Source organism: Erwinia sp. PsM31 (assembly GCF_030433775.1).
Classification (GTDB): Bacteria; Pseudomonadota; Gammaproteobacteria; order Enterobacterales; family Enterobacteriaceae; genus Erwinia; species Erwinia aeris.
Genome location: NZ_JARUWZ010000002.1, coordinates 25,548 through 37,963 on the forward strand (window position 1 = coordinate 25,548; position 12,416 = coordinate 37,963).

7 protein-coding genes and 1 pseudogene are annotated in these 12,416 nt (G+C 50.9%); 6 read left to right on the top strand and 2 right to left on the bottom strand.

All coding sequences use genetic code 11. The features are described 5' to 3' along the window. The first annotated feature begins 48 nt into the window (after window positions 1–48). Window positions 49–1,440, top strand: a complete 1,392-nt coding sequence (locus tag QCD69_RS01725) for a YbfB/YjiJ family MFS transporter (RefSeq protein ID WP_301250774.1) — start codon at window positions 49–51, stop codon at window positions 1,438–1,440. After that, entirely contained in the window at window positions 1,441–2,607 is a 1,167-nt protein-coding gene (locus QCD69_RS01730; protein ID WP_301250775.1) for a zinc-dependent alcohol dehydrogenase, read from the top strand. A gap of 117 nt (window positions 2,608–2,724) precedes the next feature. Here QCD69_RS01730 and QCD69_RS01735 read toward each other — a convergent pair whose 3' ends face one another. After that, on the bottom strand, window positions 2,725–3,078 hold the full coding sequence (locus QCD69_RS01735) for a hypothetical protein (RefSeq protein ID WP_301250776.1): 354 nt from the start codon (window positions 3,076–3,078) through the stop codon (window positions 2,725–2,727). 179 nt (window positions 3,079–3,257) lie between these two features. Between QCD69_RS01735 and QCD69_RS01740 the strand changes: the two genes are divergently transcribed. The 3 genes and pseudogenes from QCD69_RS01740 to QCD69_RS01750 all read left to right on the top strand — a co-directional run bounded on the left by QCD69_RS01740 (window position 3,258) and on the right by QCD69_RS01750 (window position 7,555). Next, the gene (locus QCD69_RS01740; RefSeq protein ID WP_441004970.1) at window positions 3,258–4,751 is read left to right on the top strand and encodes a site-specific integrase; all 1,494 of its coding nucleotides are present in this window, start codon (window positions 3,258–3,260) and stop codon (window positions 4,749–4,751) included. Next, window positions 4,748–7,121: pseudogene (locus QCD69_RS01745) on the top strand (hypothetical protein). The gene QCD69_RS01740 and the pseudogene QCD69_RS01745 overlap by 4 nt, the downstream one beginning before the upstream one ends. Then, window positions 7,121–7,555: a hypothetical protein gene (locus tag QCD69_RS01750; RefSeq protein ID WP_301250778.1), complete on the top strand. Its 435-nt coding sequence runs from the start codon at window positions 7,121–7,123 to the stop codon at window positions 7,553–7,555. The pseudogene QCD69_RS01745 and the gene QCD69_RS01750 overlap by 1 nt, the downstream one beginning before the upstream one ends. A gap of 73 nt (window positions 7,556–7,628) precedes the next feature. On the opposite strand, the gene QCD69_RS01755 is transcribed toward QCD69_RS01750, so the two are convergent. Next, the gene (locus QCD69_RS01755; protein ID WP_301250779.1) at window positions 7,629–8,444 is read right to left on the bottom strand and encodes an AlbA family DNA-binding domain-containing protein; all 816 of its coding nucleotides are present in this window, start codon (window positions 8,442–8,444) and stop codon (window positions 7,629–7,631) included. Between the two features lie 198 nt (window positions 8,445–8,642). Between QCD69_RS01755 and QCD69_RS01760 the strand changes: the two genes are divergently transcribed. Then, window positions 8,643–12,416 (top strand): hypothetical protein, encoded by a 3,774-nt coding sequence (locus QCD69_RS01760; protein ID WP_301250780.1) that lies wholly within the window; start codon window positions 8,643–8,645, stop codon window positions 12,414–12,416.

Here is a 12,416-nt window from a genome sequence, read left to right on the forward strand (position 1 = left end):
TAGTATGGCCGCCAGATTAAGATATTTCGCAGGAGCAAAGCAAAAATTATGTCTACTCAGGCCTCGCAATATACCGGCGCGCCCGGCGTCATGCTTACGGGGATCATTACCCTTGTCGCCGTGATGGGCATTGGCCGTTTTTCTTTAACGCCACAAATCCCTTTAATGATTGAGGATGGCTTTCTTACGCTTTCCAGCGCGGGGATCCTGGCGGCGATGAACTACATCGGCTATTTGCTGGGCGCCATCCACGTCAGTAAATTAAAACGCCATCATACCTTTTATTTAAAAACGGGCCTGATGGCGACGGTGCTGGTTACGCTGCTCTCCGCCGCTACCTCCAGCTTTATGCTGCAATGCCTGTTCCGCTTTGTTTCTGGCGTGGGCGGCGCGTGGGCGCTGATTATCGTGACTTCCTGGACACAGCTGGTGCTGGCGGGCAAGCAGGCGCCAAAACTGTCGGCGGCGGTATTTACCGGCCCCGGCGTGGGGATTACCTTAACCGGCGTGCTGGCCTGGGCGATGGCCTGTCTGGGCTTTCATGCCTCACAGGCCTGGCTGGTTTACGGCGTGGTGGCGACTATTGCCGCCCTGATGATTTTTACCCGGCTGCCAAAGACGCTGGCGACCACCAACGGCAAAATAAAACCCGAGCCGCTAAACCGCAACCTGAAGCTTTTGCTGGCGGCCTATAGCCTGGCGGGCTTCGGCTATATTCTGCCGGCAACGTTTTTATCGCAGATGGCGCACGCTATTTTTACGGTCGGCAACCAGGCCGCCTTTTTCTGGCCGCTGTTCGGGCTGGCGGCGGTAGCGGGTGTGCTGCTGGTTATTGCCTTTGCCGCGCGTATCCGTACGCAGCCTGCGCTGGCTACGGCCATGATAGTGCAGGGCGCGGGCGTCGCCAGCGTGGTTTTTTTCCATGACGCGAAAGGGCTGCTTATCGCCACGCTGTTAACCGGGCTGGGTTTTCTTTCCATCATGCAGCTTTCGATGCGGCTGGCGCGTGAAGTTACGCAGGGTGCCTTGGCGCGGACGGTAGCGGTACTGACTTCCGGTTACGCAACGGGGCAGCTGATTGGCCCGCTGATTTCGTCGTTAAGCGTGAAATATGCCTGGGAAAGCCGTATCGTAGAGGCGCAGCCGGGTGAGATTATTGCCTGGCAGTCGCTGGAAGGCGCTGATATCCCTAACGAGGGCAAGCTGGTGCTGACGCCGGCGCCCGGCGAATGGGGAACCGAGCTGGCATTAACTCTGACTTTCACGCCGCCTGGCGGCACCCTGGGTAAAAAAGTGACCACCTTTTTCGATCTGCTGCCTAAAGAGATTGCCAGCATCGCGCTGCATCGCTTTAAAAGCCTCGCCGAAACCGGAGAGATCCCTACGATTAACGGTCAGCCCGCTGGCCGCCATGCCGAACGTCAGGATAAGGAGAAATAAATGCGCGCACTTTGCTGGAATGGCGTTAACGATCTCAGCGTTGAAACAGTGGCGGATCCCGGTCTGCTTAATCCTCACGATGCCATTATTCGCGTTATCCTGACCACCACCTGCGGCTCCGATTTGCATGTTATCGACGGGCTGATCCCCAGCATGCGCGAGGGCGATATCCTTGGTCATGAATTTATGGGCGAGGTGGTTGAAGTAGGCAGCGCGGTGAAAAATATCCGCCGTGGCGATCGGGTGGTGGTTCCTTCCTTTATTTCCTGCGGTTCCTGCTGGTATTGCCAGCATGAGCTGCCTTCCTGCTGCGATAACACCCATCCCCAATGGGAAAAAGGCGAGACGGTGCTGGGCCATCCGACCGGCGGCATTTATGCCTACAGCCACGCTTTTGGCGGCTACGCAGGTTCCCATGCCGAATACGTTCGCGTACCTTTTGCTGATAACGACTGCTTTGTGATCCCGGATGGCGTAACCGATGAGCAGGCGCTGTTTCTGTCCGACGCCGCGCCCACGGGCTATATGGGCGCGGATTTCTGCAATATCCATCCTGGCGACACCGTGGTGGTCTGGGGCTGTGGCGGCGTTGGCCTGATGGCGCAGCAGAGCGCATGGCTGATGGGTGCGCATCAGGTTATCGGCATCGATCGCTATCCGGAGCGGCTGGCGATGGCGCGCGACTATGCCGGCAGCATCACGCTGGATTATACCCAGGTGGATATCAACGAGGCGCTGCTGGAACTTACCGGCGGACGCGGCCCGGACAGCTGCATCGATGCGGTCGGTATGGAGGCGCGAGGTGAAGGTTTAAGCCAGGTATACGACAAAACCAAACAGCTGCTGCATCTGGAAACGGACGTCGGCGCGGCGCTGCGTCAGGCGCTCTATGCCTGTCGCAAAGGCGGCAATATCGCCATTCTTGGCGTATATGGCGTGATGGATAAATTTCCGCTGGGGCTGATGATCAATAAAAGCCTGACTATCCGCACCGCGCAGCAGCATGGCCAGCGCTATATGCATCGGCTGCTGGATCACGTGGCGAAAAACGAGCTGAATCCGGCCTTTATGGCGACGCATCGTTTTTCGCTGGAGGATGCGCCGCGCGGCTATGAAATGTTCAAGCACAAGGAAGACGGCTGCGTCAGAGCGATTTTCGTTCCCTGAGCATTTTCCGTGCGGTATGGCCGGGAATGTTGTTGCGGCTGATGTAGCAGTATACCGGCATGAACGGGGTGATATTAATGAAAGAAAAGGGCGCCGCTAACCGTTTTTGGCGGCGCCTTACATTTTTTTGCAGTGCCTCAGGCGATAAAAGAAGCCCGTGTTGGTGTTTTCAATGATAAAGCGATCGTCATATTTAGCTCGCCTGAAAAATGTCACCCCGTTAACGGTGGCCTGCTGTTTGACCCCGCCCAGAACGCTTGCCAGTTTCGGCGACGCCACTTCGTTACCGAGCATTTTCACCTGATAGTCACTGCCATGATCCTGAACAAGCGCCGCTTCCGGCAATACCAGCGTTTCAGTTCGGGAACTGGTTATGCGGATATCACACACATATGTTCCCGGTCCGGGATCTACAGCAGCGGAACTGCAAAAGGAAAAGCCTAAAGCGAACAGTGGAAGAATTTTATTCATGCAAACACCATCAAGGGTTAAACAGCACTGTAGAGGTTATCGGCAACGATTTGATAGACTTCAGCCGCCAGGGCTGATGCAGCGAGCTAAGCTTTGCGACAAGCTGGTTTTCATCGTATTTTTCCAAAACGTATTGATGAACCGCCGGTAAGTCATAGTTTTCACGTAGCGTTATCCCGGTGCGCATAATGTATATTATGTTAAATATACCTTCTGGCATTTATCTCAAGTCGGCAGATTATTTCGATGATAAATATATTAATTCAACAAGTGATAGTTGGGTATTCGATTATTCAGGCAGCCGCTGCTATGCCCACTTCCGACGGGATAAAATCAGCAACCAATTAACCAAATATATTTGCTTCCGTTATGCATTTGCCAAGTGTCCAGCCCAGATTCCTGGTGTACTCCATGCCTGGTCTTTGGCAACTGATCATTGCATAACCCAATCTGCTTTCTCGTTTACGGTGTTGAAAGATTACCTTGAATCTCAGGAAATTGATCCTCGATATTTCTACTACATCATTTTCGGCCTAAAAATCCTCTGTGCCGAAGCATTCCCCGGTTTCACCCTCGACGATTACGAAGACCTCGAATTTATCCCTCGCCCGCATTCCCACGACTGGGACATCTATCAGGAAATCGACCATGTTCTGGATCCGCTCGAAAAAAGCATGATCAGTAAAGGCTTGTTTGAAATGGCTACGTCGATTCGGCATGGCGAAAACTACAGTCTGAACACCATTCGAGATGCAGCAATTCTGGGACTGACTTATGTCACCGGAGCCCGCCCGGCACAACTGGCCAAGCTGGCAACAAAAGATTTGCGTATTGATACCCGAAACTCCGAAACCGGGTTAATACGCTATAGCTTACTTCTGCCCTACGTCAAACAGCGGCGCGTAACGACTGAACGTCTGTTTTTGGCGATTCCAGCGAAAATCGGCGCATTGATTAGGCACTATATCGAGCGAGCGCAACTAAAACCTGATGGCAAGCTATTTGAATTTAGTCACTCTGCACCATTTTATGTGTCCAAGGCGATTAGCAAGGCCATCCTCAGTTTCAGTCCTCCAGATTATCAGGCTGCCGTAGCGCGTGGCGAAGCGGCTTTGCCAACCATTACGCCGACCGAATTGCGCCACAACGTGGGCCATTCACTGGCTATGCAAGGGGGCAGCGCCGAAGAAATTGCGCATATTCTGGGACATACCTCACTTACTGTTGCCAAGTATTACATTCTGGCGACGCCTGCGCTGGCACTGATTCGAGCCAAAGCATTGGGTACCAATCCGGTAAGGCAAAACATGGTAGCTATGATGTTGACAGGTGAACTGACCTCTTCAACGGAATGGCAAGGCCAGCGCGTGGTCGGCATAGTCGGTGATCAGTTGCATGATGGGATTGGCGGTTGCACCAGAAGTGATGGCGAATGTCCGTTCTGTGAGGTACGCTGCTGCTACGGTTGCCTGTATTACCGCCCCTTTACTGATGGTGACCACCAGGCGGTGCTGGAGAGTGTAGTTAAAGAAGTCGATGAATTGATTTCCATTTCAGACAGTGTTGGCAACGCCCGCAATCCACTTATTTCCATCCATGAAACCACACAATTTGAAATTCAATCCGTGATTGCCCGTTGCCGCTTTCATCAAGAAAAAGGCGGTGTGCGATGAAAAAACATTTTGCGCAGTTTCACGCCTTTATCACCGAGCAGCAAAGCTGGTTTGAACAGCATCTGGCGGCAGACTTCGAGCAGTCATGGGATGACCCTGTTTGGGTCTGCGGCAGCAATGGTAGTGGCTGGTTACGTGGTAATGGCAAAAATAAATTACGCTTTGATGAAATCAGCCGTACCAAAGGTATTGAGGGGCGCCATGCCGTGGAAGAAGACTATGCCCGGTTTATGAAAGCCCTGCTGGTACTGGTGTATCGGAGGCGAAATCGAAGTATATCCCCAGCGGTGGCTGTGGCAACACTGATGATTTTGAAGCGCTGGTACCACTCACTATTTGAGTTGACTGGGCAAACCCACCCAGTGTATCTAACCACAGGGGTAATTCAACGGTCGATGGATAACCTCAGCGCAGCTTCATCTCTAGGGGATCCCAATACCGCCAATTACAAAGGACGTTGTGTCAGTCTGCAAAAACTGGTTAATCACCAGTCATTCACACTGGTGACATTGCAATATGTGTCCGATGGGCAATATACCAATCAAACCAACCTCACCCGCAAAGCCCGGGAAACCATGGCGCTGAAACAGCAGTACACGCTGGCTGATGCCACTACCGATGGTGAAGATGCGTTGATTACCATTCGTGGTTTTCTGAACATAGTTGCATTAATCCAGCGGGTGGAAAGTGATGCTGAGAAAATTGCGTTAAATTGCCTGTTGTTATTGGTTATCACCGGCTTTCGCTCCATTGAAGCGTTTAATCTCAGACAGGATGCGCTGTTTAAACGCCAGATTGATGATCCGGCAATCCGCAAGCGGTTTCAGGACAAGGGATTACCCGATTATTTCCTTGGTATCCGTTATGTTGGTGTCAAAGGTGCTGGGTGCTGGGGAGCGAACGCATTGGGTAGAACCGCTGGCAGCACCTCTGGTCGAGAGTATATTCAGTTCCGTTAAAATATTGACCGCACCAACACGCAGTCATCTGACCTATCTACGGGCGAAATCTTTTACTGATTACCTGCCACAGGCCATCAGCGCCCTGCCCGGTGAACGAGTCGAACTGGATGATGTGGTGACGTACATCACACAAACCACCTCAAGTTTTCGTGGCCGGGCAGGACAACGAGACAAAACATCCAAAGCCCTCAGCAAACGAGGTGTACTGCCCGTTCAAGAAATGCCAGGGCCAAAAAACAGCAAATCTATCTATTATTCCAAGACTGACCTTAATCATTACATCAAGACCGAATTTGGCCTGACGAATGCCAACGAACCCTGTACGCACGCCTGGATGGAAAATGGCAAACGCTACGAAGTTAACTATGAAGACCTGTTATTTCTACATGAGAAGGGTTCGCTGGCATTAAAGCGCACACTGGCTTTGCTGGCTATACCGATACCCTTCACTAACACACTTATGAATAAATTTTTAGGCAATGTTGAGCCTGATGGATCAGTATTCAGCAAATATCAATTACTGGAAGAGAATGGTACCCCCACCCGGATGCGTACCCACATTCCCCGGCACAACATCAATACCTTTCTTGCCATTGCGGATATCTCTGACCACTTACAGGCAATGCTGATGGGGCGAGTGGACATCACGCAGAATCAGCACTATCAACATCTGGCGCTTGCAGAACGGCGAAAAGCAGCCTCGTTGGTACCCTTGCAGCCGATATCGACAGCAGTAACTGCCGCGCCCTCTTCGTCCTCAGTTGCTACGCCACTGGAAATCGTCAAAAGGACCGGCCAACTGGCGGTCACAGAACACATGACTTTGGACAATACCATCAAAGCCAACCTGCATACTTTTGACGATCGGGATGATGTAGCCAGGTTTGTCGAGGCGTCATTTGCTGACGGCCTCTTTGAAGATGTTGCTGCTGCCTTTGAAGAAATCCGCGACGCAGAAGGACCAGAGCAAGCCTCTGCCATGGTGGCAAGACATGCCGTGCTGTATCCGCTGAAATTTGGTTCCTGTATGCGGGAAGTTAACCTCTGGGGATGTCCTTATCGACTGAAATGCCAGAGTGCTACCTTTTGTGAACATTTCACGCTGACAGGCCGGATAGATGAGCTACCTAATCTGATTGCCAAAAAAAAGGCGTTACAGCAAGCACATTCGAAGTTGACCCAACTTACACAACATCAGCTTGACTACCAGACCAGACTGGCCGACATCGAACGACGGTTACAGCAACTCGAGGCAATACAAGCACAATGGCAGCGTCGTGCCAAGACTCAACAACTGGTTACTGCGGAGAGTGTGTTGTCTGGTGGAGTAATCACCGAGGGCAAAGTCCGTACACTGGCCCAGCTTTTTGCACTTGAATACCAACAATTGATGCAGGAGAACGACTGATGCGCGGCAAGGAACTGGACACACTGATCGAGCACGAATTACAGCTGATGCTGGTTGAAGGCTTTGACAAGTCCCCTATTTCCGCTAAGGCCCTGCATATTCGGCTCAAGGCAAAAGGTATCGTTAACGGTGGTTTAAGTACGCTGAGCAGCCTTGAGCGAAAACGCCTAATTGCTGCCTATGTTGATCAGCAACTTGGCCCATTGAATCTACGCCCAAAAGAAAAACAGCAATACGTCAACCGCAAAACCCGTCAGGCCTTGCTGGCCAGAAACCAGCAGTTGCAGGCTGAAGTAAGTGAATTGCGAGACCAATTAGCGCAGAATACCCTTTCGTTGATAGAAATTGTCAAAGCGGTAAAAATCAATTCGGTTATACCGGTGGAAAGTCTGTTGGCCAAACATGTGATTCGGGAACTACATAAGTTATCATAATTCTGACATGGAAGATTTAGCCGACAGCTTCCCGGTTGTCAGCGGAATGCTGGATGTATTGATAAACATATATTCAAGTCTCGTATCCATCACTTTTTCCAGGATAAGACAGTGTGTCTATCTCTGGAAATGGAAATTTTAAGCCTTCATTTCTGTAATGCACGACTGGTATTCGTTCGAGCTCTCGCCCGCGATATTTGAGAATGTATTCGTAAAGGTATGGTTGCTCAATACCAGTCGTTGACCACCAGTGCTGTCCTCCGTGTTCTCTCTCACTATTATCGATATAAATGGAATAACCCGGGTCAAGTCGATAGTAGGCCTCATTGAAGCCATCGTACTCCCAGTTGTCATAGTCAAGAAGTAGTTTGACGATGCGGTCTGTTGGTGCCAAGTCCAGGTCAAAGCGCTCTTTCCACATTGCCATGACATCTCCAGGGCTCGCACAGCCATTTACGGGCGTATTGGCATCTTGTTGCCGGGTGTAAACGACACCGGCTCTGACAGTTTTTCCCTCTTTGCTATAGTCCTGTGTTAGATAGTAAGGTTTCATTCTGACGTTACGAATTTGTAGAATAGCCAGCACCTTATGCTGGAGTGTGATGTGGTGCAGCTGAATATCCGGACAATGGTGCTCTGCAAAACTCACTTTTCTTAACAGATCGATTAAATTTGCCTGGTTAAGTTGCTTACCATCTTCCAGCACGCCGGTAATCAACCCTTCATCAGTCACGCCAAAAATCAGATACCGGTCACCGTCATGCAGGACGTTTGCCATGCAGAGGATATCGTGAACAAGGGCTGCATTGTTTTGGTGGTAGGTTTGTTTAAAGTCCCACCATGGCCCTTCCTTTCCACTGGCAATCAGTTTTTCGATGGTTTCGTTCATAGTCCCCTCTATCCGATATGGCGTGCGTTTGCTTGCACCAAGTATTCCTCCAGTCTGCTCAAATTGGTAGTGTGATATAGGTGGCAAGTCAGCTGAAAAATCGAAAATAGCATTGGATATGAAAATTGCAGACTTTCAAAATGGGCTCGAATAGAAATACTTTCAGGAACCTAACACGTTATCTCAAGGAGTTGTAAGTTGGCAACATCACGTGCAGGCTCTCATGCTGGTCGGGGTTTTCGATATCAAGATGCTGCTGGCGTCTGGCTGGCCATTCGCTGCTGGGCTAACGAACTCCCCTATGGGGCTGTGATTCCCGAAGGGAAAGATGATTACGAACTAAGTAGTACTATAGGCTCTGCTCTCGTGCAGGTGAAGTCACGGCGTGACCATCTTGGACCATTTCCCGTAGCGGTTGCAGCCGGGTTTATACGAGCGCTCTGGGCGCGCGTTGAAAATGCCGCCTTCCATACAAATCTAATTCTTGTTCTTGAGCATCCTGTTGCCGAGGGGCCAGTGGTTGATCATTTGTTGGCTGAGCATCCAGCTCTGGTCAGCACACTTCAGGATGACCCGCAGTGGGCAGCCCTTGCCGCACGTACTCAAATCTGGATTGCACCAAATCCTTTTGAGGCTGCAGTGGCAAGTATTCATTGCACCATGCCCTGCTCAGATTTGGCGGCTCAGATTCATTATGGTGAGTTGTTGAAACAGATTGCCGCGCTGGCGGACAAAAATGGTCTGGTGAGGGATGGTCGCTTTGAAGGGCTGGGTATATCTGATGTGGAAACCACTCTTCGTCGAATAGAGCCAGCGCTGGACATGGTGGGAATGGAATCAGCTTTACGCGACGGTTACTGTGATGTAGTCGATTTTCTGACACCATTCAATGACCCGTCCTTCTACCAGGGTGTGAACACACGGCCCGGCCATCTGGCTGCAGGTCTTGTTGCCGAGCGTCCGAATGCACGTCATGAGGTACTCTCCGCATTAGAATCTGCTGGTGCGGCTTTAATTGTTGGTCTGTCAGGGGCTGGTAAGTCTGCTTTGATGTGGGAAACCGCGCGGGCGAGTCGACATACTACTCGATGGTTTGAGATGAGAAGAGGTGATGCGGCTGATGTTCATCTTCTCATTCAGTTTACCCGTGCATTAAGGGCTTCTCCTGACGCGCCTGTCGGGTTTGTGTTCGATGACGTTGGTGGACGTTTTAGTCAGCTTTGGAATGCGCTGCTTAAAGAAGTTACCGTTGGCAGTGGCATACTACTGTTGGGTTCAATCAGGGAGGAAGACACTCTTATGTTGGCCTCGCGTTCCCGGGCTCGCGAAGTACGTCCGCTCATGGAAGAGGCTGTTGCAGAAAAGATTTGGCGCCAATTAGTGGAACAAGGTCAGACAAATTGGGCGGGATGGCGCGAGCCATGGGCTAAAAGTGGCGGACTTCTTCTGGAATATACGCATATTTTGACCCGTGGGGAACGACTGAAGTCTATCCTCGCTGAACAGATAGATCAGCGGCTCCGCGAGTCCAGGGATGAAGAACTGGCGGTTCTCAGTGTTACTGCCCTTGCCGGGGCGGCAGGCGCGGCGGTTGATGTCAGCCGATTGCCGAAGGTTCTTGGCATTGAACAAGGCGCACTTACGCGAGCGTTACGTCGACTCATTGATGAACATCTGGTTTCCACACCAGTGGATGGTCAGCTAAAAGGACTTCATCAACTCCGTTCAAAGACGCTTTTTGAACTCTGTCATACGCATTTATTGCAAACACCGTCACATGCGGCCATTAGTTCCGCACTTACTGTCAACGATGACAGCCTGAGCAGCTTTGTAAGCTATGTTTCTGTTCATATTCCAGATGCAGCAACGTCTCTGATTGAGACACTGGTGACTCGACTTGAAAAAGAACTTTCCCCTGTCGCATTGAACGGTTGTCTCTTCGGTTTGGGACAGGCTCATATCGAAACAACGCTGAGTGCCTGGATACCCCAGGCACGGGTGATTGGCGTGGAGCCAACATTGATTACCCTAGCCGTCATGTTTTTTGTGGCGGGGCAAAATACATCAATAATTCCCTTTCCTGAGCGCCTGCAAAAAGCCATGGGTGAGTTACGGGTACGTTCGGCCACAGATCCGCGACAAGTGTTACTGTCCGCACTTTCCCCGGACACAATAAACGCATTAGTCGTACGCGCTGATACGCCACGCTTATGTACCTTCATGGGTACTTTGGTCGGCATGGATATTCCTGACAGTATCAGGGCGGCGCTAAGCAATTTAAGGCCTGATTTTGATGCGATCAACCTCAGCAACGCCGCAGAATTACTGGGCGCTGCGCGACTTATCGATCCACAAATTGCCATATTCTGGGGAGCGGATGATGTTCGTGAACGGTTATTGGCACGCCTCACAGCTGAAATTCCGTGGACGGATAAAATTGAGGTTGAAGCGCCCACCGAAGGTCGTTTGCTGCGTAGTCGCATTTTTCACGTCGCACCTTCTGTCCAGAGCAATGTGCATGAAGAAGTCGTGCAACTTTGTGAGCTATTGCTTGGGCTAGATCCTACTGCAGCAGTAGTCGCCGTTGATGCCATTGCTGCCGATAACCTTCCGTCAGGTCTGTCGGAATACGCTGTTGCTACCAAACGCATACATCGAGAAAACCTACCCACCAAGGCTCTGCCAGAATGGAATAAGCGCTGGATTGCCGCAGCGGCAAAACTGGTTGGAATAGAAAGTTACTCCGCTTACCTGCAGCGTGCGTACGCTTTGCTGGAACAGCTTATGCCAGTATTGGAGCGTATTGTAGACTGTGTACTACGGGGCAAGGTACCACCACCAAAAATTCTTGATCGTTTCGGTGAGGTTTTTGAGGGGGCTTGTAACCTGACTTCACCACAGGAAGGTCTTTCAACTGGCGAGGCGCCGGAGCAGCATGTTAAACCGTTACAAAATTTACTACATTCCTGCTCGGCTGATTTGGTCAGGCGCTTTAACCGATTACCAGAAGGTTATGGTGCATTCGTCATATGGACAGGGGATCTGCTAAAAAATGTCTGGGAAGCACGCAGCGAACCGTGGTCAATCGTGGGGATGGACCCTGAGCCATTATTGATGCGGTTGGAAAATATCCTTGCCTCTTTGCGGCTGTTAGCCGCCGAGGCTGGTATCGAATCTTCCCATCCAACAAAGATGTGGATAGCGAAAACCCGCAAGGCTCAGCTTGGAAATGCACTGCGTCTGGCTAAAGTTGAAGCTGAACAGCAGTTGAAAACGCGTTCCGGCAGGTACTTACGCCAAACCGAAGCCAGACTGCAGGCAGCCGGCATCGAATTAACGCTTTATACTCGTCCGGATTGGAAGTCCCTCCTGCCTTGGCCAAATGTAGAACTTCTTGCAGTGGTCGACCTGGAAACGCCTGCTGATTGGCTGATCTGGTTCAATGAGCATGCAGCGCAGATTCGTGCTGACGTTGGTGAAAGTCGCCAGATGTGGATTATCCCACGCATCGCTGGATTTGCGATTTCAAAATTAACAGTCGGTGGTATTTCCAGTTTCTTTTCCTCGCCACATAGTGTTGATGATTGGCTTGATACGCTATCCATTCCTCAGCTAGACGATGCCTTGGTGCGTGCAGCACAACCCATTATCGACCTGATCATAGAGCTTGATGGATTACGTTATTTCAGACTGGGTGGTGACAAGCGCCCTATTCTTGAACAGACCGTGCGACAAACCGATGAACACAAACTTGAAATGGCTCTACTGGCCTTCGATGCCAGTTCAGCGGGCACCTCTGTTCATAATCTTCTTCGAATGTTGAGCGACGACGTTGCATCTAGAGCTGTTAATCTTGCTCGAGATGTCGCAGCACTTACACATGGCAGGTCAGCTCCCGGCGCTGAGATACTGGTGAACATTCAAAACGCATTACTGGCGCAAGATATTGCCAATGCAATATCTAATCAATGA

What these genes read in the sequence shown, in the direction of transcription:
- QCD69_RS01725 (WP_301250774.1), top strand. Translation starts at nt 49, where the DNA reads ATGTCTACTCAGGCCTCGCAATATACCGGCGCGCCCGGCGTCATGCTT.
- QCD69_RS01730 (WP_301250775.1), top strand. Translation starts at nt 1,441, where the DNA reads ATGCGCGCACTTTGCTGGAATGGCGTTAACGATCTCAGCGTTGAAACA.
- QCD69_RS01735 (WP_301250776.1), bottom strand. Translation starts at nt 3,078, where the DNA reads ATGAATAAAATTCTTCCACTGTTCGCTTTAGGCTTTTCCTTTTGCAGT.
- QCD69_RS01750 (WP_301250778.1), top strand. Translation starts at nt 7,121, where the DNA reads ATGCGCGGCAAGGAACTGGACACACTGATCGAGCACGAATTACAGCTG.
- QCD69_RS01755 (WP_301250779.1), bottom strand. Translation starts at nt 8,444, where the DNA reads ATGAACGAAACCATCGAAAAACTGATTGCCAGTGGAAAGGAAGGGCCA.